Here is a 23,950-nt window from a genome sequence, read left to right as displayed (position 1 = left end):
AAGTTATGAATTACCTAACCTATGCTAATGAAACCTTATCACTTTATTTCCTTGCAATTAACCGTTTAAATCAAAATTTATCTGAGAGTTTTAATCAAGCAGTGGAGATGATTTTAGCTTGTGAAGGGCGTGTTGTTGTTGCAGGTATTGGTAAATCAGGGCTAGTAGGTAAAAAAATGGTTGCGACGTTTGCTTCAACAGGGACACCGAGTTTTTTTCTTCACCCAACAGAAGCCTTTCACGGTGATTTGGGAATGTTAAAACCGATTGATGTAGTTATTTTGATTTCTTACAGCGGTGAAACTGATGATGTGAATAAGCTCATTCCAAGTTTAAAAAACTTTGGTAATTCCATAATTGCGATGACGGGTAATCCACATTCTACCTTAGGCCGTCATGCAGATCTTGTGTTAGATATTAGTATCGAACGAGAGGCTTGCCCAAATAATCTTGCTCCAACTACGTCAAGTTTAGTCACCATGGCGTTAGGCGATACCTTGGCGATTGCACTGATTAAAGCACGTGATTTTAAAGCGGAAGATTTTGCTCGTTTCCACCCAGGCGGTAGTTTAGGGCGTAAATTGCTTTGCAGAGTTAAAGACGTAATGCAACGTAAATTGCCAATCATTTCTCCTAATGCTCAATTTAGCGACTGTTTAAACGTAATGAACGAAGGCAGAATGGGCGTTGCCATTGTGATGGAAAATAATCAGTTACGTGGCATTATTACCGATGGCGATATTCGCCGTACATTAGCAAAATTTGGTGCGGATAGCCTAAATAAAACAGCCGCTGAAATTATGACTCGACAACCAAAAACCATTTTAGATACAACTTTCCTAGCTCACGCTGAAGAGTTAATGAAAGAAAAACATATTCACTCACTTATTGCGGTAGATGAGCAAGGTAATGTTTCGGGTATAGTGGAGTTTGCAAGCTAATGGCAAAATCAGATTACATCACTCGTTCTGGTTGGCAAACGCTCGATCAAGAACTCAAATTTTTGTGGAAAGAAGAACGTCCGAAAGTAACACAAGCTGTATCGGAAGCGGCTGCTTTAGGTGATCGAAGTGAAAATGCCGAATATATTTATGGAAAACGTCGATTGCGAGAAATTGACCGCCGAGTGCGTTTTCTGAGTAAACGATTAGAAGTCTTAAAAATTGTGGATTATCATCCAAGCCAAGAGGGGAAAGTCTTTTTTGGGGCTTGGGTTGAGTTAGAAAACGAAGATGGAGAAATCAAGCAATATCGAATTGTCGGTTGCGATGAGTTTGACCCAGCGAAACAATGGATTTCGGTTGATTCTCCAGTGGCTAGAGCGTTAATCGGGAAGCAAATTGATGATGAAATCCAAGTGGAAACACCATCAGGAAGAGTAACGCTCTATATCAATAATATTTGGTACGATAAAAATACCCTTTAATTTTCAGTATAGTCGGACATTAAATCATCGTCTGAACCTGCGATAACTTTCTTCTCATCCGCCCATTCACCTAAGTCAATTAGCTGACAACGTTTGCTACAAAATGGGCGGTATGGGCTTTGTGCAGACCAAATAACTTCTTTTTCACAAGTTGGGCAATTTACGATTGTCATTATACTTCCTTATTTTATATTGATGTTAAATACTATTTAGTTTGAGCTAAGGTTAAATAGCGTTGATGTAATTCATTGACTTGCTTGGTTAAGCTCGCCAAGTTTTCAGCTAAAGGCAGATTATTTTCAATAATATCATCTGCATAGCTTAAACGTGTCGCTCGATCGACTTGGGCTGCCATAATATTCTTGATGATTTCATGTTGGCTGTTATCTCGCTTTGTTGCACGTTCAAGTTGAATATCGGGCGATACATCAACAACTAAAACTCGATCACACTCTTTAGTCAGTCTATTTTCAATGAGTAACGGAACAACCCAAAGGACATAAGGAGCTTGATGTTCTGTTAATTGGCGTTGCATTTCAACCCTAATAGCAGGGTGGAGCAGATTATTTAACCAATTCTTCTCGGATTCCGATTGAAATACCAACTTGCGTAATGCTGAACGATTTAATTCTCCGTTTTCTGTCAATATTTGCGATCCAAAATGTTTCGCAATTTGATTCAATAATGGCGAGCCTTTTGCAACTACTTGGCGAGCCACTATGTCCGCATCAATAATCGGTACATTATGTTGTGCAAATAATTCAGCAATCGTACTTTTTCCACTGCCAATACCGCCTGTTAGTCCAACAATATAGGTCATTTTATTTCCTTTTAGGGATTGCAAAAAATTTAAAAAAACTACCGCTTGTTTTAAGCTGTTGATTTTTTATCTCTGTGTTAGAATTGTAAAATTTTTGAATACAGATTAAAAGGAACTTCTATGGCTAGACAGAACCTTATTAACGCTCAAGGTGAGCGAGTTGCCATTGTATCAGGGTTAAGAACCCCTTTTGTGCAACGTGATACAGGGTTTAAATCGTCCTACGCAACGGATTTAGGCACAATGGTAACCAATGAGTTATTAAGCCGAATGGAATTAGATCGCCGACAAATTGAGCAGTTGGTTTTTGGGCAAGTGATTCAACAGCCCGATATTCCTAATCCATCTCGTGAAATCGCACTAGCACTGAATATGCCTTATCTACAGGCCTATACCATTAGTAGTTCCTGTTTATCTGGCTTGCAAGCGTTAGTGAATGTGGCAGGCAGTATTTTAAGCGGATCGATTTCGGCAGGTATTGCAGGTGGTACAGATTCTATTTCCAATGCGCCATTCAGCATAAGCCCTCGTGTTATCCGCAAATTACAAGCTATTTTTAAAGCGCCTACTTTAGATAAAAAATTTGAATTATTTCGCCAGTTTTCGTGGCGAGATTTAAAACCGCATGGGGTCAATTTAAAAGATTATATGACGCAACTCTCGGTAGCGGAAATTTCAGAGCAAATGGCACAGCAGTATCATATTAGCCGCCAAGAGCAAGATGAATTTGCTCGTTACTCAAATGAAAAAGCAGCAGATGCGTGGCGATTAGGTTTATTAAAAGCTGAAGTCATGCCTTCTTTTCCAAGACCTTATCAAGATTTTGTCGTGTCGGACACCTTAGTTTCCGCAGCTCGAAAAGAGCGTTATTACCAACGATTTTCACCCATAATGGATAAAAATTACGCAACGGTTACCGAAGCGAATATGCCAAAAGCTGTTGATGGTGCTGCGGTAGTATTGCTTATGCGTGAACAGCGAGCGAAGGAGCTAGGTTTAAGCCCATTAGGTTATATTCGCAGCTATGCGATTACAGGCAATGATATTTGGCAGAATATGTTTATGGGAGCGACTATTGCCAGCAGTTTAGCGCTAGAACGTGCCAACGTGAATTTACAAGATATGGATTTAATTGATATCCACGAAACTTCCGCTAGTCAAATGTTAGTGAATTTACGTTTATTTGAATCGGCTGAATTTGCAAAAAATCATCTTAATCGCACCGCTTGTTTGGGTAAAATTGATGAAGAAAAACTCAATCATCTTGGTGGTTCTATTGCCTTCGGTAATCCAAGAGCAGCAACGAGTTTGCGTATTTTAATTCAATCACTCAATGCCTTGAAACGCAAAGGCGGAGGCTTATCTTTAGTCGCATCAAGTGGATTGGGCGGTTTGGGTGCAGCAATGGTGCTTGAGAGTGAATAGACAGCAGGAAAGAGATAAGGAACAGGATATGACAGAACAACTTCAAACAATTTCGCCTTTTTCTGTTGAGATTGATGATAACCGCATAGCGATTGTGCGTATCAACGTGGCGGACCAAACGAGCAACTGGCTACCCGAGAATTTTATTTCCGATTTACGTGATGTGATTGGTGCTATTATTTATCAGCAAGCTCAAGGTGTCATTTTTACTTCAAGTAAGCCGAAATGTTTTATTAAAGGTTATAAATTAAGTACCTTACGCACAAAAACAGATGCACAGCTTAAAGCGCTTTCTCAAGATGCCCAAGCGGTTATGCGGGAAATCAATGTATTAAAAATGCCTGTTGTTGCCGCCATTGATGGTGATTGTTTTGGTATGGGGCTAGAATTAGCGTTAGCTTGTGATTATCGTATGGCAAGTGAAGAAATTCATACCAAATTTTCTATCCCGCAAGTTCGCTCTGGGATTTTGCCTTTTGCAGGTGGAACTCAGCGTTTACCACGTTTGATTGGACTGCCAAATGCGATCAAAATGATCCTTTCAGGACAGAAAATTAGTGCAGAAAAGGCATTAAGATGGGGATTGGTTGACCGTTTAGTGCCAGCCAGTAATCTACTTGAAACGGCATACCACTTACTCTTGACCCAACAGGTGCAAAAAATTGATCATAAACAACCGCTTACTCGTTTTAAACAGTGGCGAAAACAGCTTGAAGGCTATCCATTATTCCGCCAACGTTATTTAGACTATATTGAAAACCGAGTATGGAATAAAGCCTTTGGTAATTATCCAGCTGTTGCCAAAATTTTAAGTGTGCTAAAAGAGCCTCGTTTTAAAGCAGGTTTATTACTTGAACAAGATGCTTTTGTTGAACTATTCCGAACAGAGCAATCACAGGTGTTAATTAGCCTAAAACAGACCGAAAGAGCAATGAAAGAACATTATGAAGATCGTGCTAGTATGCGTGATATTGCTCAAGTTAGCGTTTTAGGGAGTGGCTATATGGGAGCAGGTATTGCTTACTTAACAGCGAATAATGCTAAAGTACCTGTGCGGATTAAAGATATTCATCCATCTGAAATTCAAAAAGCGTTAAAAGCCTGTTACGAACTAATGAACAAAGCGGTTGATAAAAAACTGATTTCACATGGTGAGATGATTCAACGAATGAATTTGATTACAGGTGGTGATCGTTTAGTTGCGGCGAAACAGACGGACTTTATCATTGAAGCGGTTTATGAAAACCTTGAGTTAAAGCAGAAAATGGTACGAGAAAGTGAGCAGTATTATAGTGCCAATGCGATTTTTGCGACGAATACTTCAACATTTTCTATTCGTGAAATTGCATCGGTGGCACAACGCCCTGAAAATGTCATTGGTTTCCACTATTTTAGCCCAGTGACTAAACGTAAGATGGTGGAGATTATACCCCATGAAAATACTAGTGAGCATACCATCGCAACGGCGATCCATTTTGCGATTCAACAAGGTAAAGTACCTTTGTTGGTTGCCGATAAAGAAGGCTTTTTTATCAACCGTATTTTAACCCCGTTTTTACTTGAAGCGATTCAATGCTTAGTTGAAGGAGAAGGGATTGAGTTTATCGATCGTTCTTTACAAGAATTTGGTTTTAAAACAGGCCCATTAGCAATGATTGATGATATAGGCTTGGATATGATCGTCAAATCAAATAAAGCAATGGTCGAGCAGTTAGGTAGTCGTTTTCAATTACCAGAGAGCGTTCAGCTTTTGGCAATGAATGAACGTAAAGGACGAAAAAATAAACGTGGTTTTTATCTTTATGATTCTAAAGGCGAAAGAACCCAAGAAGATAAGAGTATTTATCACGTAATGGAAACCATTATGCGTAATGACTTGGAATCTCAAGATATTGCTCGCCGTTGTATTTTACGAATGATTAACGAGGCTTGTTGGTGTTTACAAGATAACGTTATTCAATCGACTGATGAAGGCAATGTGGCATCGGTTTTAGGGTTTGATTTCCCTGACTTCCGAGGGGGAATTTATGCCTACATAGATAAAATCGGAGCGAAAGAGATTGTTCATCAATTACGCAAACACGCACAGTTGTACGGGGAACGTTTTGTCCCTTGCGAATGGCTATTACAACGTGCTGAACAAACAATTTAATCAACAAAAAAAGGAAACATTATGAAATTATCTACAATCGCCATTTCAGTGGCAGTCGTTATTGGTGCTGTGGCGACTGGCGGAAGTTGGTACACTGGAAAACAAGTTGAAGAAAAGTATAGCGAACTTGTTACACTAGGGAACAATACTTTAAAACAGTTTGAACTTTACGGTGTGAAAGCAGAAATCAAAGATGTTAAAGTTGAACGCCATTTTTTCAGCTCAGATATTAGCTACAATCTAGAAGCTGAAACGGGTGGCGAAACTTATGTGCTTAAGGGGAGTGATAAACTTTATCACGGTCCTTTACCAATTAACCGCTTGATGAAAGGAAACCTTGTTCCAGCAATGGTGAGTAGTGAAGGGAAAATTATTACACCAGAACAGTTAAAAAGTTATTTCACGAAACCTGAAGTCTTTACGCATCAAACAACGATGAGCTATTCTGGTGATACAAGCGGTCAGTTTTCAACATCAGGGTTTAAACTTGACGATGCAATATGGAATATCTCTGATACATCAGGGGAGTTTACACTGGCAAAATCAGGCGATTATCAATTAGCAATAGATGTTCCAATGCTTTCGCTTCTAGATCCTATTACAAAGATGGAATATAACGGGCTTCGCTATGAGGTAAAAGGCAAAAAAACATCCGATACTTACCGCTATTTAACCATTGGCGATTATACAATGAGTGCTGATAGCTTTAGCATTTCATCAGCAGATGCTAACAAGCCTAGTTTAACGTTGAATAAAATTACTTCAAAAGGTGATGCGAAACTGGTAAACGAAGACTACGATCTTTCAGGAGATTTTTCATCTCAAGTTGTCGTAAAAAATCAAAGCGAAGAGCTTGATTTAGGTCAGTTAAAAGCCGATATATCAATGAAATTAGATGCCAAATCGTCTGATGAGTTGATAGTTTATAGTTTACAAATGCAAGCTGGTTCAGAATTGACTGATGAACAAAATGCAAAAGTAGAAGAAATTAGTAAAACGTTATTGAGTAAAGAGCCACAGCTACATATTAAAGATATCTCTTTAACTAACAGCAAAGGTAAAAATCAGCTCGCACTATTACTCAACTTAAAAGCAACTGATTTTAACAATATGGGTAGTACAGCGGATGTGCTAAATATCTTTAAGCAATCTATTCTTGATACCACATTAAATATCAGTGCATTGGAAGAGCTTGCTAAACAAATCGCCTCTGTCGATCCTGAACAAAGATCAACAGCAGAGCAAGCCGCAAAAGCACAAGTTGAGCAATTAGTGCTTCAAGCAAAAAATAGTGGTTTAGCGGTTGTTGATTCAGAAAATATTAAACTGAAACTAGAAATTGATGAAGGTAAAGTAAAACTTAACGGTAATGATGTGCCAGAAAATCAAGTTGAGAATGCTCTGTTCTTTATTATGCTAGGGTTAGCAGGGCTTTCACAATAAGCCCATTATAAAACTGCTCCTAAATAATTGGCTTATTATCCAACTATTTAGGAGCAAGTAGATAAAAGTAATTTAGCGTTTTAGCTTATTTTGCACAGCCACAAGTTTTTACTTTATCTTCAAAGCGGCGTGCAGCTTCGTCCCAGTTTACGACATTCCAGAATGCTTTGATATAATCTGGACGACGATTTTGGTAGTTTAAGTAGTAAGCATGTTCCCAAACATCTAAGCCTAAAATTGGGTAGCCAGAAACGCCCGCAACCTCTTTACCCATTAATGGTGAATCTTGGTTAGCTGTTGAAACAACGGCTAATTTGCCATCTTCCAATACTAACCACGCCCAACCAGAGCCAAAACGAGTTGTTGCTGCTTTCTCAAATTCAGCTTGGAAGTTTTCAACAGTACCGAAATCCTGTTCAATCGCTTCTTTTAATGAACCTGTTAAAGTTGTACCTGTTTTTAAACCTTTCCAGAATAATGTGTGATTAACGTGTCCCCCCACGTTATTACGCACTGCTGCTCGTTTTTCCGCAGGTACTTGAGATAAATCTTGGATTAACGAACCTGGGCATTTAGCTAATAATTCAGAATGAGATTCTAATGCTGCATTTGCGTTATTGATATACGCTTGGTGATGCTTAGAATGGTGAATTTCCATTGTTTTGGCATCAAAATGTGGCTCTAACGCATCATAATCGTAGCCTAATTCAGGTAATCTGTATGTCATTTTTAAATCCTTCAAAAAAATAATAAGTAAAAATTGAGTCGAAACTCACCGCTTATCCTATCAAAAAATGAGAGGGAATACAGAGTTTTTTGATCTAAAACAAAAAAAGTGATTTTTTGTAAAAATATATTGACAAAGCAATCGTTTTCGCCCATTCTTCTAGCCGTTTTTACTCTGAGTTAGAGAGATTAAGATGAACCGTTTAACAACTATTACCACAACAATTATGACCATTATGTGCCAACATAGTGCGGGTGTTCGTGGTTAGAAAACGGAACGAATAAAACGAGAGAACCCGCTAAATAAGCGGGTTTTTTTTATACCTTTTTTGCAAACATTTAACTTTTATTCAATCAGGAGAAACTATGCGAGTTTTAAAATTTGGAGGCACTTCTTTAGCCAATGCTGAACGCTTTATGCAAGCTGCCGATATTATCGAAAAAGCCCATTTAAGCGACCAAGCAGCAGGTGTTCTTTCCGCTCCAGCCAAAATTACTAACCATCTCGTAGCCATCGTTGATAAAGCCCAAGCAGGCGAATCCTACCAATCCCACCTTACTGAAGCCAATGAAATTTTTGATAACATTATCAATGGATTATATGCAGCTAATAACAAGTTTGATCGTGAAGGATTGGCTCAATTTATTCAAGCAGAATTAGCCGATATTTGCAGCATTGCGGATCAAGCGGCTAAAAATAAATTCTGCCCAGATAACGTGAGTGCAACGGTACATAGTCGTGGGGAAAAATTGTCGATTGCGATGATGAAAGGCTGGTTTGAAGCAAAAGGTTATGAGGTGACCCGCATTGATCCTGTTGAGAAATTATTAGCTAATGGTAGCTATTTAGAGTCATCAGTGGATATTGCAGAATCGACTAAACGTGTTGATGCTGGCTCAATTCCGAAGAAAAATGTAGTGTTAATGGCTGGTTTTACCGCAGGGAATGATAAAGGAGAGTTGGTTTTACTCGGTCGTAATGGCTCTGATTATTCCGCTGCTTGTTTAGCAGCTTGTTTAAAAGCGGATATTTGTGAAATTTGGACGGACGTTGATGGGGTTTATACTTGTGATCCACGTTTAGTACCTGATGCAATCTGTTTAGAATCAATGAGTTATCAAGAGGCTATGGAGCTTTCTTACTTCGGTGCAAAAGTTATTCACCCTCGCACGATTGGTCCATTAGTGCCACTACAAATTCCTTGTTTAATTAAAAATACGGGTAATCCTGAAGGCAAAGGCACTATCATTGATGGCAATGTGGCAAATGATGGTTTAAAAGTAAAAGGGATTACGAATTTAGATAATGTCGCCATGTTTAATGTATCGGGTTCGGGTATGCAAGGAATGGTGGGAATGGCGGCTCGTGTCTTCTCTGCAATGTCAGAAGCGGGTATTTCCGTCATTTTAATTACACAATCTTCATCAGAATATAGTATTAGTTTCTGTGTACCTGTTAAATCTGCCGATAAAGCACTTTCAGCATTAAACCAAACCTTTGCTAATGAATTAAAAGAAGGGTTATTAGATCCTGTTGAAGTGATTAAAGATCTTTCGGTTGTTTCTGTGGTAGGCGATGGTATGCGTACGGCGAAAGGTATTGCAGCTCGTTTCTTCTCTGCATTGGCTCAAGCGAATATCAGTATTGTTGCGATTGCACAAGGTTCTTCAGAGCGTTCAATTTCAGCGGTTGTTCCGTTAAATAAAGCGATTGAAGCAGTTAAAGCCACTCACCAAGCACTTTTTAATAATAAAAAAGTGGTTGATATTTTTCTAGTTGGTGTCGGTGGTGTGGGTGGAGAACTAATCGAACAAATTAAACAACAAAAGGAATATTTAGCAAAGAAGGATATTGAAATTCGTGTCTGTGCATTAGCTAACTCCAATAAAATGCTGCTGAATGAAAATGGCTTAAATTTAGATAACTGGAAAAGTGATCTAGAGTCTGCAACTCAGCCTTCAGATTTTGATGTGTTACTTTCGTTTATCAAGTTACATCACGTTGTAAACCCTGTATTTGTAGATTGTACAACTGCTCATTCGGTGGCGAATTTATATGCTCGTGCTTTAAAAGAAGGTTTCCACGTCGTTACACCAAACAAAAAAGCAAACACTTCAAGTTATGCTTACTATCAAGAAATGCGTGAAAATGCACGCCAAAGTCAGCATAAATTCTTATATGAAACTAACGTGGGTGCAGGCTTACCTGTTATTGAAAACCTACAAAACTTACTTGCCGCAGGCGATGAAGTAGAGAAGTTTGAAGGTATTCTTTCAGGTTCACTTTCATTTATTTTCGGTAAATTGGAAGAAGGTTTAACACTTTCACAAGCGACGTTGATTGCGAAAGAGAAAGGTTTTACCGAGCCTGATCCGCGTGATGATCTGTCTGGTCAAGATGTGGCTCGTAAATTACTTATTTTGGCTCGTGAAACGGGCTTATCATTAGAGCTTGATGATATTGAAGTGGAAGGTGTGTTACCACAAGGTTTTACAGAAGGGAAAACCACCGAAGAATTTTTAGCAGAATTACCAAATTTAGATACTGAATTTGCAAAACGTGTTGAGAAAGCAACCGCTTCGGGTAATGTTTTACGTTATGTGGGTGTGATTGAAAATGCTAAATGCAAAGTCGCTATCAAAGAAGTTGATGGAAATGATCCACTTTATAAAGTGAAAAATGGTGAAAATGCCCTTGCATTCTACACACGTTATTACAACCCAATTCCACTCTTGTTACGTGGTTATGGTGCAGGGAATAGTGTAACCGCAGCAGGGATTTTTGCGGACATTCTGCGTACATTACATGGGGGTGCAAACTAATGGCATTGCGTATTTATGCACCAGCATCAAGTGCAAATTTAAGCGTAGGTTTTGACTCTTTAGGCACAGCCATTTCACCGATTGATGGCTCATTATTGGGCGATGTGGTGCAAATTGAAGAATCGGATCAGCCATTTGAATTAGAAAGTGTTGGCTATTTTGTGCGTAAATTGCCAAAAGAGCCACAAAAAAACATTGTTTACCAAGCCTATGTACTTTTTAGTGAACGTTTAAAATTGCGTGGTGGAGAAGTCAAAAAACTTCGCTTAACCCTGGAAAAGAATATGCCAATTGGTTCAGGTTTAGGCTCAAGTGCTTGTTCTATTGTGGCGGCACTGGTGGCATTAAATCAGTTCCACGCAGAACCGTTCTCTAAAATGGAATTATTGGAAATGATGGGAGAACTTGAAGGGCGTATTTCAGGTTCTATTCACTATGATAATGTTGCCCCTTGCTACTTAGGCGGTTTGCAGTTAATGACACAATCACTGGGCAATATTTGCCAACCATTACCCTTCTTTGATGAGTGGTATTGGGTATTAGCTTACCCTGGGATTGAAGTTTCTACCGCAGAAGCAAGAGCAATTTTGCCGAAAACTTACACTCGTCAAGATGTTATTTCCCAAGCTCGCTATTTGGGGAGTTTTGTTCACGCTTGCCACTCTAGACAAGCACAGCTTGCGGCGTTGATGATGAAAGATTTAGTCGCAGAACCATATCGCGAGGCTTTATTACCAAACTTTCCAGAAGTTCGCCAAGGTTGTAAAGACTTAGGTGCATTAGCGGTTGGAATCTCAGGATCTGGCCCGACAATGTTTGCCATTGCCCCTGATCTTGCTCACGCTCAAAAACTATATAGTTATCTTGAAAGTAATTATCTACAAAATAATGAAGGATTTATTCATATTTGTAAGGTAGATAATCAAGGTGCGAGAGCGATTGGTTAAATTGAGTTGTTAAAATCAGAAATAAGGCAGAGTTGAGATTACTCTGCTTTTTTTATGAGTTAGATAACGACTTGAAAGTAATGAAGCGTTTGGCAGAAAACCTGAAATAGTGGTAGGATATGCCTATTTTCATCATAAAAAATCACAATCTAATGAAAGATATTTTACGAATTGCAACCCGTCAAAGCCCACTAGCCTTATGGCAGGCAAACTTTGTGAAACAAGCCTTAGAACAACGTTTTCCTGAAGTATCAGTAGAGCTTGTAACAATGGTGACTAAAGGTGATATCATTCTTGATACTCCTTTAGCAAAAATTGGTGGCAAAGGTTTATTTGTTAAAGAATTAGAACTCGCTTTGTTAGAAAATCGAGCTGATTTAGCTGTTCATTCAATGAAAGATGTTCCAATGGCTTTCCCTGAAGGACTAGGGCTTGCTGTGATTTGTGAACGAGAAGATCCGCGAGATGCCTTTGTATCAAATCATTACGCTAGTTTAGATGAGTTACCGTCAGGGGCGATTGTGGGGACATCAAGCCTACGTCGTCAATGTCAGATAATGGCATCTTATCCACATTTACAGGTAAAATCCTTGCGTGGCAATGTTGGAACTCGTTTGAGTAAATTGGATAATGGAGAGTATGATGCGATTATTTTAGCATCAGCGGGATTAATTCGTTTAGGAGTACCTGAGCGTATTCGTAGCTTTATTTCTACAGAACAGTCGTTACCAGCAGTTGGGCAAGGTGCGGTTGGCATTGAAACACGTTTAAATGATGAACGCGTTCTATCCTATATCAGCGTTCTTAACCATTCTCAAACAGCTTATTGTGTTAAAGCAGAACGTGCAATGAATAATCGCTTACAAGGTGGCTGCCAAGTGCCAATTGGTGGTTTTGCTGAATTACAAGGTGACACTCTCACTTTACGGGCATTAGTCGGTAGCCTAGATGGTTCAAGCATTATTCGAGCATCGGCATCTGCACCAGTTCAAGATGCCGAGAAGTTAGGGGTGGAAGTTGCTGAAAAATTATTGGCACAAGGTGCAGATAAAATTTTACAAGAAATCTATCAAGATTAATTCCAATGAATGTATTAGTAACACGCCCTGATTTACGCGGGGAAAAATTAACAGAATTACTCGTAGAACAAGGTCTATTTGCAATTCATCAACCGTTATTTATGGTTGAGAATGGCAGAGAACTTCCGCTTTTACCTTCTGCATTAGGGAGATTAAATTCGGGTGATTATGTTTTTGCTGTGTCTAAGAATGCGGTAGATTTTGCCACACAAACATTAAGTGAAACAGGTTTTGCTTGGCGAACGGATCTAATCTATTTTGCGGTAGGGCAAGGTTCGGCGAATTATTTTTCAGCAAAGAGTGAACAAGCGGTGCGTTATCCGTTACAATCTGAAAATAGCGAAGGCTTATTAGCATTACCTGAAATGCAACAGTTGCAAGACAAAAATATCTTAATTTTAAGAGCAAATACGGGGCGTGAATTTTTTACAGAGCAGGCTATCCTTCGTGGCGCAAAGGTTCAAGTACTAGAATGCTACCAACGAATTGAATCCGCAGAGAATTTATCGGAAAAAATTAGCCTTGCCAAACGAGTTGGGGTGGATACCATTATTGCTACTAGTGCAGAAATTTTATCGCTATTAGCAGAAAAAACATTAGAAATGGAACAAAAATGGCTTTTTAGCTGTCGGATTCTTGTTGTAGGTGAGCGATTAGCCAAAATTGCCAATCGTTTAGGGTGGCAGCAAGAAAGTATTATAGTGTCTAAAAAAGCGGATAATATGAGTTTATTGGAAACACTTTTAACATATCATCAATCTTAAATTAAAAGGTGGGACTTATGTCTAAACAGAATAAAAAGCATAAAGTGGTTGATTCGCAGCAGATTGATTTAGCAAAAGTTGACGAGAAGGTTGAAGTTGAACCTAATCTGGAAACACCACAAATGGAACAACAAATAGAGCAACAAGCGGTAACATCAGAAAGCAATTTTGCAAAAGAAACTGAGAATGTCACCGCTTCTGAGGAATTAGAGGAAAAAGTAGAAGAGGATTCTAAAGTGGAAGAAGAAGTTAAACCTAGCCAAGAAAAGAAAGAAAAGCAAAAATCAGGTGGTAAAGCTATTGCGATTTTAGCACTATTGATTGCATTAGGTATTGGTGGCGCTGGACATTTCTTTGCAAATAAGAAATTTTCTGAAGTTGAAGCTCAAATTGAAGCGTTAAAACAACAAGTTGCAAATGTGAGTGTTACATCGAGCAGTAGTACGCAAACAGCAGTAGAGTTACCAAATTTTGAGGCAGAAAAAGCACAACTTGCTCAATTAACTAATGATTATCAGAAATCATTAGAGAAAATTGCTCAGTTAGAGCATGAACAATCTAATTATGCGCAGCAAATCAATGGATTACAGTTACAACTTAAAAAAATAGGTTCAACGCCTAAGGCGGATACGAGTGCCTGGTTATTATCTGATGCAGATTTCTTATTGAATAATGCCTTACGAAAAATGGTATTAGACAATGATATTGATACAGCTAAAAATCTACTTGTTGAAGCTGATAATGCACTAAGTCAGGTTACTAGCGGTAATGTTCAAGCTGTTCGTGATGCGATTAAAGCTGATCTTAAACAGATCGCGAGTGTGAATAAGGTTGATCAAAATAACTTAATGCAGCGTTTGGCTAACTTAGCAAATAAAGTGGATGACATGCCGATGTTAGATAATGATTCCTTCTCTTCCCAAGACAATGGCGAGGTAAGTGATTCGTTAGCGGATTGGCAGAAAAATATTGAGAAGAGTGCAGACTCTTTCTTGAGCCACTTTATTCGTGTAAGTGATAAAAATAAAGCAAATGAAAAAGCCTTTATCGCACCAAATCAAGAAATATATTTGAGAGAAAACATTCGCTTACGCTTACAAATTGCAATTTTAGCCGTACCTCGTCAGCAAAATGAATTGTATAAGCAATCTTTAGAAGCGGTGGGAACTTGGGTAAGAAGTTATTTTGATGTACAAAATAACAATGTGAAGCAGTTCTTAAAAGAAATTGATGATTTAATTGAGCAGTCTATTTATATTGATGCACCAAATGGTTTACAAAGCCTAAGCTTGTTAGAACAAGCATTGAATAAAACGCCTGAGCCAGTACAAAAAATTCAACTTGATGCTGATAAAACATTAGAACAACTGAAAGTCGAAGATGCGAAAGTAGAAAAAACAGCGGAAGAAAAAACGGCTGAGCAAGCTACAGAGCAACCAGCGAATAACGCTGAACAACCTGCGAATGCACAATAGGAGGTGATGATGTTTCGTGTTCTCTTTTTAATGCTATTAGTGCTAGCTGGATTGATTTTAGCGCCTTATATGGCGGGTAGCCAAGGTTATGTCCGTATCGAAACGGGTAGTAAGATTTTTGAAATGAGCTTAGTTATGCTTATTGTATTCTTCGCTATTTCTATGGCTACGGTCTATTTATTAGAATGGGTGGTTACTCGATTTTTCCGTTTAAGTCGAGGTTCTTATCAATGGTTTGGTAATCGTAAACGTAAGTTAGCACAAAAACAAACTTTAGAAGGTTTGATGAAAATGACAGAAGGCGATTATTCAAAAGCAGAGAAGTTGATCAGTAAAAATGCAATGCACTCTGATGAGCCTGTTTTAAACTTTATTAAAGCCGCTGAGGCTGCTCAACAACGTGGCGATGATTTAGCTGCGAATAAGCATCTTTTAGAAGCATCAAAAATTGCAGGTCCAAATAGTATTGCAGTTGAAATTGCAAGAACTCGCATTTTATTGCAACAAGGTAAATTACCAGCGGCTCGTAGCTCCGTTGATAGCTTATTAGTGCTTGCACCAAATAACATTGATGCTTTACGTTTAGCGATTGAAATTTACCAAAAATCGAAAGCGTATAAAGCGTTAGATAACGTATTAGATGTCATTGGTAAACGCAGTTTCTTATCAGCGGAAGAGTATGAATCTTTAGAACATCAAGTGGAAGATGGATTACTTGATGAGATAATGAATGATGATGGTCAGGAAGGGTTACTGACTTGGTGGGATAACCAACCAAGTAATCGCCGTCGTTCAGTCTATTTAAGAACAGCATTGATTAAGCGTTTATTAGATACTAATGATCATCAATCAGCAGCAGAAATTGCTCTAGAAACAGTTAAGAAAGCAGATGATGAACAGTTACAACCTCTCTTTAAGGAACTAACACGTTTACAAGTCGATGAACACAGTAAGTTGTTGAAAGTCTTGGCAAAACGTTACAACAAAGCCGCTGAACATTACCAAGATGATTATGCTCGTGCATTAGGTTATATTTATGCAAGAGAAGGGTTATTTGCTCAAGCTAAAGGTTATTTTGTTCAAGTATTAGAACATAAGGAATGTACCGCAAATGACCGTATTATGGCTCTTTATGTTGCTGAACAGACTAATGATACTGAACTAGTGGCTCGTATTCGACAAGATAATTTGAAAGAAGTGAATGTGTCTGTAAATGAAGAACCTGTTCTTTCATTACCAGAGGACGTAGAGTCTAAAGCATAAGTCTTTTTTAATAAATAAGCGGGCAGATTGGTAAAAATTTTTACGAATCTGCCCGCTTTCTCGTCTCTATTTGATAGATAAGAAAGTATTGCTAAGGTATTCTCCAAGAGTGTGATGCTGAAATTCAAACCCTTCATCCATTAACCTCTGTGGTATAAGCGGTTGATTATCTAATAATAATTGCGAACGCTCACCAAGCCCTAGTTTTAAGAGAAAACTAGGGACGTTAAAAAATGCAGGACGTTTTAATGCTTTGGCGAGTTGCTGATTAAAATCAGCATTACTGATACTGTTAGGTGCAACTAGGTTATAAGCTCCTTGGCTTTGCTTATTATTCAGTAAAAATAGTATTGTACGAATATGATCATTTCGTGAAATCCACGCCCAATGTTGTTTACCGTTACCCAGTTTACCACCTAGCCCGAATTTATAGAGCGGTAGCATTTTTTGTAACGCACCACCTGTTGGGCCTAAAACTATCCCTGTCCGTACTAAGCAAACTCGTGTTTGTGAGCTTTCCGCTTGGAGTGCGGTTTCTTCCCATTGTTGGCAAAGTAAAGCAGGGAATTTTGTGCCACAAGCGGTTTGTTCATCGTATTTTTTTGTAAAACCTAAATCTCCATAAAATCCAGTAGCAGAGCCTGAGATAAAGGTATGAGGCGGTTGTTCACTTTTATGGAACAGTTCGACAAGTTGTTCTGTGATGTTCAATCGGCTTGAAAGCAGTTTCTGCTTTTGTTGATCTGTCCAAGGTTTATCAAAAATTGGCTCTCCTGCTAAGTTGATAACAGCATCAAATTGATTTAAATCTTGGAAATCTGCAAGATTTTGGCAGTAACTTACCGCTTCTTGAGCTGTCAGTGATTGACGGGTTAAAACAGTAAGATAGTGACCTTGGTTAATTAATTCTTGGCAAAGAGCAGTTCCGATAAAACCTGTTCCACCTGTGATTAGAATATACATTAGAGCGATGTTTCAAATAAGTCAGTAATGTTATGGATAAGTGTTTTTATACTTGTTTCACGAGTTGGGGTGATAAAGATTGTATCATCGCCAGCGATAGTACCTAAAATACCTTCTGCTTTTCCCATTGAATCAAGTAATCGTGCAATCAGCTGTGCAGCTCCAGGGCTAGTGCGTACAACTACTAACACATCATTATGATCAATATCAATAACCAAATTTTTTAATGGGCTTGAGGTTGTTGGTACACTCAATTCAGCAGGAAGTTGGTAAACCATTTCCATTTTTGTATTGCGTGTCCTTACCGCACCAAATTTAGTAAGCATTCTAGATATCTTGGATTGATTGACGTGGGTGAAACCTAGCTCTTGTAGTGCTGTAACTATTTCACTCTGTGAACCAAATTTTTCTTCTTTTAAAAGGGATTTAAATGCTTCCGAAAGTGAATCTGTTTTTTCCACTTTGATTTCCTTATTATCCAATTAAGATTTAAAATTATGCTGGATTTTTGTGTATTTATGCAAAAAAATCAATCCGAATAGACTTTTTTTCTAAAAAATTTGCGCTAGGTCGCAAAATTTTATTTTGATATTTGAATATTCGATTGATTTTACATACACTTTGGTCATCTGATTTTTATACTCAAGTAAGGAGAACCCTATGAAAGTAGCAGTTTTAGGTGCAGCAGGCGGTATTGGACAAGCATTAGCACTATTACTTAAATTACAGTTACCAGCAGGTACTACATTGGCGCTTTATGATATTGCCCCTGTTACTCCAGGTGTGGCGGTAGATGTGAGTCATATTCCAACAGCAGTAAAAGCAACGGGATATAGTGGCGAAGACCCAACTCCAGCACTAGAAAATGCAGATTTAGTTTTGATTTCAGCAGGTGTTGCGCGTAAGCCAGGAATGGATCGCTCTGATTTATTTAATATCAATGCGGGTATCGTACGTAATTTAATCGAAAAAGTAGCGGTGGTTTGCCCTAAAGCTTGTGTTGGTATTATCACTAACCCTGTAAATACGACAGTTGCAATTGCTGCAGAAGTGCTGAAAAAAGCAGGTGTTTATGATCCGCGTAAATTATTTGGGGTTACTTCACTTGATGTGTTACGTTCAGAAACCTTTGTTGCCGAGTTAAAAGGTAAAGATGTAAATCGTATCAAAGTACCAGTGATTGGTGGACACTCAGGTGTGACGATTTTACCATTACTTTCTCAGGCTTATGAAGCTGATAGAATTCATTTTACGCCAGAAGAAGTTGAAGCATTAACTAAACGTATTCAAAATGCGGGTACTGAAGTTGTTGAGGCGAAAGCTGGTGGTGGATCTGCAACACTTTCAATGGCACAAGCCGCTGCGCGTTTTGCTCGTTCTGTATTAAAAGGATTAACTGGCGAAGAAGTCACAGAATATGCTTATGTTGAAGGCGATGGCAAGTACGCTCGTTTCTTTGCACAACCTGTTCGTTTGGGACGTAATGGTGTTGAAGAATTACTACCAATTGGTGAATTAAGTGCTTACGAACAAGCAGCAGTTGATGCAATGATCCCGACGTTGAAAGCAGATATTGAATTAGGTGAAAAATTCATTAACGGATAAGACTTGAATTTAGTCGAAAATGTCGTCATTATGTAAGCCGAAAACATTGTTTTCGGCTTTTATTTTACAGAGAATTGGAGTTAATGATGAAAAAAATTGTATTATGGAGTGCGCTTATCGTGGCTATATCAGCCTGCTCAACAAATAAACCAGTAGAAGTGGTCAAAGCAAAAGATCAATCTGCAACGGTGATTTCGCAACAAGCAATTCAGCAATCTCAGATTCCATTAAATGTTCCAGCCAATGCCACTGCGCTCTGTCGTGATGGTACTTATTCTACCGCTAAGGAAAATACTTGTTCGGGTAATGGCGGTACAATGATGATTATTGACCGTTATCGTGCGGAGTAGAACTCATAAAAAGTAGCTACTATAAGCCACTTATTTTTAGGTTATTATGAATTATTTAATCAATGTAGATGACACAAATTTCAGTGAAGTGATAAATGCTGCGACAGAAATCCCTGTCGTTTTTCATTTTATATCAGCAAGGGAGCCAGCTTCTATTGAGATGGAAGCACTTTTTCGTCGTTTGTCTGATGAATTTCCCAAACAATTTCTTTTAGCGATTGTCAATTGTGATGAGCAACCAATGGTTGCTTCTCAATTTAGAGTACAAGCGGTTCCAACAAGCTATTTTTTTGCAAATGGGCAGCCTGTTGATGCCATTCAAGGTATTGTGTCTGAGCAGGAATTGCGTATTCGTCTAGGAAATATTTTACCGAAGGAAGAAGATTTAAAATTTGCTCAAGCAATCGAATTTTTGGAAGCTGAGCAATATGATCTCGCGCTACCTCTTTTAAAAAATGCGTGGGAATTAACGAATAAAAAAAATAGTGATTTTGGTTTGCTGTATGCAGAAACTTATATTGCTTTAAAAGATATTGACCCCGCCAAAGCAATTTTATCGCAAATTCCTATTCAGGATCGTGACAGCCGTTGGCAAGGGTTGCAAGATCAGATTTTATTATTGGAACAAGCGGCAGATTCTCCAGAAATTCAGCAATTACAAGCCGACTATGGTAAAAATCGCTCTCCAGAAATTGCGATAAAATTAGCAAATCAACTACATCAAGTAAGAAGACATCAAGAAGCATTGGATTTACTTTTTGATTGGTTAAAGCAAGATCTGAATATTAGCAATGGTGAAGTTAAGCAGCAGTTTTTAGCCATACTTTCAGCAATGGGTAATGCAGATCCAATGGTTGCAAAATACCGCAGACAACTTTATTCCTTATTATATTGATCAACAAGCGGTTAGATATTACAAAAAATTCGCAATATCTAACCGCTTATATGGAGAACAGAATGGCAACAAAACACGTAAAATTACTCATTTTAGGTTCAGGGCCAGCGGGCTATACTGCCGCAGTATATGCAGCTCGTGCAAATTTAAACCCTGTTTTAGTAACAGGTATGCAACAAGGTGGGCAGCTTACCACTACATCTGAAATTGAAAATTGGCCTGGTGAATTTGAAGAAGTCACGGGGACTGACTTAATGAATAAGATGCAAAAACACGCTGAGAAATTTAATACCGAAATTATTTTCGATCATATTCATAGCGTAGATTTATCAAAACGCCCATTCACATTGACAGGGGATTTCAACACTTTTACTTGTGATGCATTAATTATTGCCACAGGCGCATCGGCTAAATATTTAGGTTTATCATCAGAAGAGGCTTATAAAGGGCGTGGTGTTTCTGCTTGTGCAACTTGTGATGGTTTTTTCTATCGTAATAAACCAGTTGCAGTCATTGGTGGGGGGAATACTGCCGTAGAAGAAGCTCTCTATTTATCTAACGTTGCCTCGCAAGTTCATTTAATTCATCGTCGTGATACTTTCCGTAGTGAGAAAATCTTAATTGAGCGTTTAATGAAGAAAGTAGAAGAAGGTAAAATTGTTTTACATCTTAATAGTGTTTTAGAAGAAGTCGTTGGCGATGAAATGGGTGTCACAGGAGTGAAGATTGCAAGTGTTCAAGGAAATAGTGTGGAACATTTAACTTTAGATGGTGTCTTTATTGCTATCGGTCACTCACCAAATACTGAAATTTTTAAAGACCAACTTGAATTAAATAATGGATATATTGTAGTTAATTCAGGCTTAAATGGTAACGCAACAGCAACGAGTGTTGCAGGGGTTTTTGCTGCAGGTGACGTAATGGATCATCATTATCGTCAAGCAATTACATCAGCAGGAACTGGCTGTATGGCTGCGTTAGATGCAGAGCGTTTTTTAGATGCGCAAGGAAACTAATTGGCAAATACTATTTTCTAGTTATTTGATAGTTGCAAAATTTATGAGAAATCTACCCGCTTGCGTGTAGTTTCTCTATTTTTAATATGGATAATGGAATAAAATAGCCAAAATATTTTTATCTTTCGTTATATGGAACAATTTATGACTGAACAACTTGATTTAGAGCAAAATCAAAAAACAACCTTAACAACTAAAGAAGTTGTTGCGTATTTAGCTGAAAAATTCCCTTTATGTTTTTCAACAGAAGGAGAAGCAAAACCATTAAAAATTGGTTTGTTTCAAGAGTTAGCAGAGGCTTTATCTGAAGAAGGTAAAGTAAGTAAAACCTTATTACGTCAGGCATTGCGTAACTATACAGCAAACTGGCGTTATCTTCATTCTTGTAAAGAAGGTGCTGTTCGTGTTGGGTTAAATGGTGAGGAATGTGGTGTTGTTGATGCAACACAAGCAGAACACGCAGCAAAATCACTTGAGCAAGCAAAGGCAGCTTACGCAGAAAGAAAAGCACAGCAAATTAAAGAACAAAAAGAAAAACGTAAGGCGTTTTTTAAGCAAAAGGCGAAAGAAGAAAATGCACAAAAACGTGCAGAAATGAAAAAACGCAACGAACCAAGCAAAGCTTCTATTGAAAGTTTGGCTGCCTTAGAAAATAAATTTAGTAAAAATAGACACTAAATAGATTGAGATAAAATAGTTATGATAAATAACAAATTTAAATATCTTGTTGGTTTTTGTAGTAGCTTAATTACGATCAGTACTTTTGCTGTTGAGCCTACAATCAAAGCTAGTGAATTAGTTATTCCTCAACCAACAGAACAACATATACTTTCTACTAAACGTGTTACGGCACGTTTAACGCAATCTCATTATCATAAATTTACCTTAGATGATGCTTTTGCTGATAAAATTTTTAATCGTTATATTGATTGGCTTGATGCATCACATAACACTTTTTTGCAATCTGATATTGATGAAATGCGTGCTAAATATGCTAAACAATTAGATGAAGAATTGTACGAGGGAAAATTAGCAAGTGCTTTCGAAATCTATGATTTGCTAATGAAACGCCGTTATGAGCGTTATCAATATGCTTTGTCATTATTAGATAAAGAACCTGACCTAAAAGGTGATGATCAAATTGAAAATGATCGTGAAAAGGCGCCTTTCCCGAAAACAAAAGAAGAAGCAGATAAATTGTGGGAACAACGTGTTAAAAACGATATTATCAATTTATATTTGAAAGATAAAAAATGGGCTGAAATTAAAAAAACATTAGTTAAACGTTATAACTTGGCAATTCGCCGTTTAACACAAAATAAAGCTGATGATATTTTACAAAGCTATTTGAATGCATTCTCTAGGGAAATTGATCCGCATACGAGTTATCTTTCACCAAGAGCAGCAAAAAGTTTCCAAGAGAGTATGAACCTTTCCTTAGAAGGTATTGGCGCAACACTTGAAATGGAAGATGATGTAACAAAAATCAAATCACTTGTGCCAGGAGCACCAGCCGCTCGTAGCAAAAAATTAGTAGCTGGCGATAAAATTGTTGGTGTTGGTCAAGCACAAGATAAAATTGAAGATGTGGTTGGTTGGCGTTTAGATGATGTTGTCGATAAAATTAAAGGTAAGAAAGGTACGAAAGTTTTCCTTGAAATTGAGCCAGCAAAAGGTGGAAAAAATAAAGTTGTTACCCTTGTTCGCGATAAAATTCGCTTAGAAGATAGTGCTGCAAAATTGACTTTCGATAAAGTAGAAGGAAAAAATATTGCAGTTATTAAAATTCCTACTTTCTACATTGGTTTGACCGCAGATGTTCGTAAACTCTTAAAAGAGATGAAAGCTAAAAAAGCAGATGGTTTGATCATAGATTTGCGTGAAAATGGTGGTGGTTCATTACCTGAAGTGGTTGAGTTAACGGGACTCTTTATTAAAGATGGCCCCGTTGTTCAAGTGCGTGATGCGTTCAATCGAATTAGAGTTCACGAAGACCCAGATAGTAGTGTCGAATATACGGGCGATATTATGGTAATGATAAACCGTTATAGTGCATCAGCCTCTGAAATTTTTGCTGCTGCGATGCAAGACTATAATCGAGCTATTATTGTTGGGCAACAAACCTTCGGAAAAGGAACAGTACAGCAAAGTCGTTCATTGAATTTTGTTTACGATTTGGATCAAAGTCCATTAGGTTTTATTCAATATACTATCCAGAAATTCTATCGTATCAATGGTGGCAGTACTCAGCTGAAAGGGGTTGAGGCGGATATTCGCTTCCCTGAAATCATCAATGCGGAGAAAGTAGGTGAAAGTTTTGAAGATAATGCACTGCCTTGGGATAAAATTCCTGCAGCCACCTATGCGGAAGTGGGAAATGCTCGTAAAAATGTAGCAGAGCTAACTCGTAAACATTCTGAACGTATTGCAAAAGAACCTGAATTTATTACGTTAAATGAAGATATCGCAATCCGTAAGCAGAAAGATGAACGTAAATTTACATCGTTAAATCTTGCCGAACGCTTGAAAGAGAATAAGACTGATGAAACTAAACGATTAAATGATCTCAATGCTCGTTTTAAACGTGAAGGTAAGAAACCATTGAAAAATCTTGATGCGTTACCAAAAGATTATGAAGCTCCAGATTTCTTCTTAAAAGAAACGGAAAAAATGATGATAGATTGGTTACAGATGGATAAAAAATAAAAAAATCGCTTATAATGTGATACTATCCTAGACCGCTTATTTTTAAAGCGGTCTCTTTTATTAGAAAATTTA

The 23,950-nt window shown here is 38.0% G+C and carries 22 protein-coding genes; 17 read left to right on the top strand and 5 right to left on the bottom strand.

Going from position 1 to position 23,950, the window contains the following annotated elements:
* Positions 1 to 5: 5 nt before the first annotated feature.
* Positions 6 to 941 carry a KpsF/GutQ family sugar isomerase gene (locus A1D26_RS04140; RefSeq protein WP_157402819.1) on the top strand — a complete coding sequence of 312 codons (936 nt, stop codon included), beginning with the start codon at positions 6 to 8 and terminating at the stop codon, positions 939 to 941.
* The gene (gene greB, locus A1D26_RS04135) at positions 941 to 1,426 is read left to right on the top strand and encodes a transcription elongation factor GreB (protein WP_157402818.1); all 486 of its coding nucleotides are present in this window, start codon (positions 941 to 943) and stop codon (positions 1,424 to 1,426) included. Before A1D26_RS04140 ends, greB begins: the two co-directional genes overlap by 1 nt.
* On the opposite strand, the gene yacG is transcribed toward greB, so the two are convergent.
* Both yacG and coaE read right to left on the bottom strand, forming a co-directional pair.
* A complete protein-coding gene (yacG, locus tag A1D26_RS04130) occupies positions 1,423 to 1,599 on the bottom strand; it encodes a DNA gyrase inhibitor YacG (RefSeq protein WP_157393969.1) in 177 nt (58 codons plus the stop codon). The two genes, greB and yacG, sit on opposite strands and share 4 nt — an antisense overlap.
* 32 nt (positions 1,600 to 1,631) lie before the next feature.
* Complete coding sequence (gene coaE / locus A1D26_RS04125; protein ID WP_157402817.1) at positions 1,632 to 2,246, bottom strand: dephospho-CoA kinase; 615 nt, start codon at positions 2,244 to 2,246, stop codon at positions 1,632 to 1,634.
* A 120-nt stretch (positions 2,247 to 2,366) separates the two neighbouring features.
* Between coaE and A1D26_RS04120 the strand changes: the two genes are divergently transcribed.
* From A1D26_RS04120 to A1D26_RS04110, 3 genes are read left to right on the top strand one after another with little or no spacing between them, the layout of a single operon-like run.
* Positions 2,367 to 3,671, top strand: coding sequence for an acetyl-CoA C-acyltransferase (locus tag A1D26_RS04120; protein ID WP_157402816.1), 1,305 nt, complete (start codon positions 2,367 to 2,369; stop codon positions 3,669 to 3,671).
* 28 nt (positions 3,672 to 3,699) lie between these two features.
* Positions 3,700 to 5,823, top strand: a complete 2,124-nt coding sequence (locus A1D26_RS04115; protein WP_157402815.1) for a 3-hydroxyacyl-CoA dehydrogenase NAD-binding domain-containing protein — start codon at positions 3,700 to 3,702, stop codon at positions 5,821 to 5,823.
* A 21-nt stretch (positions 5,824 to 5,844) separates the two neighbouring features.
* Positions 5,845 to 7,266, top strand: a complete 1,422-nt coding sequence (locus A1D26_RS04110) for a YdgA family protein (RefSeq protein ID WP_157402814.1) — start codon at positions 5,845 to 5,847, stop codon at positions 7,264 to 7,266.
* Between the two features lie 85 nt (positions 7,267 to 7,351).
* Here the strand turns inward: A1D26_RS04110 and sodA are convergent, their stop codons facing one another.
* On the bottom strand, positions 7,352 to 7,993 hold the full coding sequence (gene sodA, locus A1D26_RS04105) for a superoxide dismutase [Mn] (RefSeq protein WP_157402813.1): 642 nt from the start codon (positions 7,991 to 7,993) through the stop codon (positions 7,352 to 7,354).
* Positions 7,994 to 8,358: 365 nt separating this feature from the next.
* Here sodA and thrA point away from each other — a divergent pair, with 365 nt between their 5' ends.
* From thrA to A1D26_RS04075, 6 genes are all read left to right on the top strand, one after another.
* Positions 8,359 to 10,815 (top strand): bifunctional aspartate kinase/homoserine dehydrogenase I, encoded by a 2,457-nt coding sequence (gene thrA, locus A1D26_RS04100; RefSeq protein WP_157402812.1) that lies wholly within the window; start codon positions 8,359 to 8,361, stop codon positions 10,813 to 10,815.
* The gene (gene thrB, locus A1D26_RS04095; RefSeq protein ID WP_157402811.1) at positions 10,815 to 11,762 is read left to right on the top strand and encodes a homoserine kinase; all 948 of its coding nucleotides are present in this window, start codon (positions 10,815 to 10,817) and stop codon (positions 11,760 to 11,762) included. The genes thrA and thrB overlap by 1 nt, the downstream gene beginning before the upstream one ends.
* Positions 11,763 to 11,914: 152 nt before the next feature.
* Positions 11,915 to 12,841 carry a hydroxymethylbilane synthase gene (gene hemC, locus A1D26_RS04090; RefSeq protein ID WP_157402810.1) on the top strand — a complete coding sequence of 309 codons (927 nt, stop codon included), beginning with the start codon at positions 11,915 to 11,917 and terminating at the stop codon, positions 12,839 to 12,841.
* 5 nt (positions 12,842 to 12,846) lie between these two features.
* A complete protein-coding gene (locus tag A1D26_RS04085; RefSeq protein WP_157402809.1) occupies positions 12,847 to 13,605 on the top strand; it encodes a uroporphyrinogen-III synthase in 759 nt (252 codons plus the stop codon).
* Between the two features lie 17 nt (positions 13,606 to 13,622).
* The gene (locus A1D26_RS04080; RefSeq protein WP_157402808.1) at positions 13,623 to 15,080 is read left to right on the top strand and encodes a uroporphyrinogen-III C-methyltransferase; all 1,458 of its coding nucleotides are present in this window, start codon (positions 13,623 to 13,625) and stop codon (positions 15,078 to 15,080) included.
* A 9-nt stretch (positions 15,081 to 15,089) separates the two neighbouring features.
* Positions 15,090 to 16,343, top strand: a complete 1,254-nt coding sequence (locus tag A1D26_RS04075; RefSeq protein WP_157403037.1) for a heme biosynthesis protein HemY — start codon at positions 15,090 to 15,092, stop codon at positions 16,341 to 16,343.
* A gap of 66 nt (positions 16,344 to 16,409) precedes the next feature.
* Here the strand turns inward: A1D26_RS04075 and A1D26_RS04070 are convergent, their stop codons facing one another.
* Positions 16,410 to 17,306 (bottom strand): TIGR01777 family oxidoreductase, encoded by an 897-nt coding sequence (locus tag A1D26_RS04070; RefSeq protein WP_157402807.1) that lies wholly within the window; start codon positions 17,304 to 17,306, stop codon positions 16,410 to 16,412.
* A complete protein-coding gene (gene argR / locus A1D26_RS04065; RefSeq protein WP_157402806.1) occupies positions 17,306 to 17,767 on the bottom strand; it encodes a transcriptional regulator ArgR in 462 nt (153 codons plus the stop codon). The genes A1D26_RS04070 and argR overlap by 1 nt, the downstream gene beginning before the upstream one ends.
* A 199-nt stretch (positions 17,768 to 17,966) precedes the next feature.
* On the opposite strand from argR, the gene mdh reads away from it, so the two are divergent.
* The 6 genes from mdh to prc all read left to right on the top strand — a co-directional run bounded on the left by mdh (position 17,967) and on the right by prc (position 23,878).
* Positions 17,967 to 18,911, top strand: a complete 945-nt coding sequence (gene mdh, locus A1D26_RS04060; protein ID WP_157402805.1) for a malate dehydrogenase — start codon at positions 17,967 to 17,969, stop codon at positions 18,909 to 18,911.
* Positions 18,912 to 18,994: 83 nt separating this feature from the next.
* Positions 18,995 to 19,261, top strand: coding sequence for a DUF3761 domain-containing protein (locus A1D26_RS04055; RefSeq protein WP_157402804.1), 267 nt, complete (start codon positions 18,995 to 18,997; stop codon positions 19,259 to 19,261).
* A 46-nt stretch (positions 19,262 to 19,307) separates the two neighbouring features.
* Positions 19,308 to 20,156: a co-chaperone YbbN gene (locus A1D26_RS04050; RefSeq protein WP_157402803.1), complete on the top strand. Its 849-nt coding sequence runs from the start codon at positions 19,308 to 19,310 to the stop codon at positions 20,154 to 20,156.
* A gap of 62 nt (positions 20,157 to 20,218) precedes the next feature.
* The gene (gene trxB, locus A1D26_RS04045) at positions 20,219 to 21,172 is read left to right on the top strand and encodes a thioredoxin-disulfide reductase (protein WP_157402802.1); all 954 of its coding nucleotides are present in this window, start codon (positions 20,219 to 20,221) and stop codon (positions 21,170 to 21,172) included.
* Between the two features lie 144 nt (positions 21,173 to 21,316).
* Entirely contained in the window at positions 21,317 to 21,850 is a 534-nt protein-coding gene (proQ, locus tag A1D26_RS04040) for an RNA chaperone ProQ (RefSeq protein ID WP_157402801.1), read from the top strand.
* A gap of 21 nt (positions 21,851 to 21,871) precedes the next feature.
* Entirely contained in the window at positions 21,872 to 23,878 is a 2,007-nt protein-coding gene (gene prc, locus A1D26_RS04035; RefSeq protein ID WP_157402800.1) for a carboxy terminal-processing peptidase, read from the top strand.
* Positions 23,879 to 23,950 lie beyond the last annotated feature (72 nt).

This window comes from Ursidibacter maritimus (assembly GCF_009761395.1).
GTDB classification, from domain to species: domain Bacteria; phylum Pseudomonadota; class Gammaproteobacteria; order Enterobacterales; family Pasteurellaceae; genus Ursidibacter; species Ursidibacter maritimus.
This window is presented reverse-complemented; position numbering and strand designations above follow the sequence as displayed.

Coding starts and splice junctions, on each gene's coding strand:
- A1D26_RS04080 (WP_157402808.1), top strand. CDS start 13,623: ATGTCTAAACAGAATAAAAAGCATAAAGTGGTTGATTCGCAGCAGATT.
- A1D26_RS04110 (WP_157402814.1), top strand. CDS start 5,845: ATGAAATTATCTACAATCGCCATTTCAGTGGCAGTCGTTATTGGTGCT.
- thrA (WP_157402812.1), top strand. CDS start 8,359: ATGCGAGTTTTAAAATTTGGAGGCACTTCTTTAGCCAATGCTGAACGC.
- trxB (WP_157402802.1), top strand. CDS start 20,219: ATGGCAACAAAACACGTAAAATTACTCATTTTAGGTTCAGGGCCAGCG.
- yacG (WP_157393969.1), bottom strand. CDS start 1,599: ATGACAATCGTAAATTGCCCAACTTGTGAAAAAGAAGTTATTTGGTCT.
- A1D26_RS04115 (WP_157402815.1), top strand. CDS start 3,700: ATGACAGAACAACTTCAAACAATTTCGCCTTTTTCTGTTGAGATTGAT.
- hemC (WP_157402810.1), top strand. CDS start 11,915: ATGAAAGATATTTTACGAATTGCAACCCGTCAAAGCCCACTAGCCTTA.
- A1D26_RS04055 (WP_157402804.1), top strand. CDS start 18,995: ATGATGAAAAAAATTGTATTATGGAGTGCGCTTATCGTGGCTATATCA.
- A1D26_RS04085 (WP_157402809.1), top strand. CDS start 12,847: ATGAATGTATTAGTAACACGCCCTGATTTACGCGGGGAAAAATTAACA.
- A1D26_RS04120 (WP_157402816.1), top strand. CDS start 2,367: ATGGCTAGACAGAACCTTATTAACGCTCAAGGTGAGCGAGTTGCCATT.
- A1D26_RS04140 (WP_157402819.1), top strand. CDS start 6: ATGAATTACCTAACCTATGCTAATGAAACCTTATCACTTTATTTCCTT.
- A1D26_RS04050 (WP_157402803.1), top strand. CDS start 19,308: ATGAATTATTTAATCAATGTAGATGACACAAATTTCAGTGAAGTGATA.
- proQ (WP_157402801.1), top strand. CDS start 21,317: ATGACTGAACAACTTGATTTAGAGCAAAATCAAAAAACAACCTTAACA.
- A1D26_RS04070 (WP_157402807.1), bottom strand. CDS start 17,306: ATGTATATTCTAATCACAGGTGGAACAGGTTTTATCGGAACTGCTCTT.
- greB (WP_157402818.1), top strand. CDS start 941: ATGGCAAAATCAGATTACATCACTCGTTCTGGTTGGCAAACGCTCGAT.
- prc (WP_157402800.1), top strand. CDS start 21,872: ATGATAAATAACAAATTTAAATATCTTGTTGGTTTTTGTAGTAGCTTA.
- thrB (WP_157402811.1), top strand. CDS start 10,815: ATGGCATTGCGTATTTATGCACCAGCATCAAGTGCAAATTTAAGCGTA.
- mdh (WP_157402805.1), top strand. CDS start 17,967: ATGAAAGTAGCAGTTTTAGGTGCAGCAGGCGGTATTGGACAAGCATTA.
- A1D26_RS04075 (WP_157403037.1), top strand. CDS start 15,090: ATGTTTCGTGTTCTCTTTTTAATGCTATTAGTGCTAGCTGGATTGATT.
- sodA (WP_157402813.1), bottom strand. CDS start 7,993: ATGACATACAGATTACCTGAATTAGGCTACGATTATGATGCGTTAGAG.
- coaE (WP_157402817.1), bottom strand. CDS start 2,246: ATGACCTATATTGTTGGACTAACAGGCGGTATTGGCAGTGGAAAAAGT.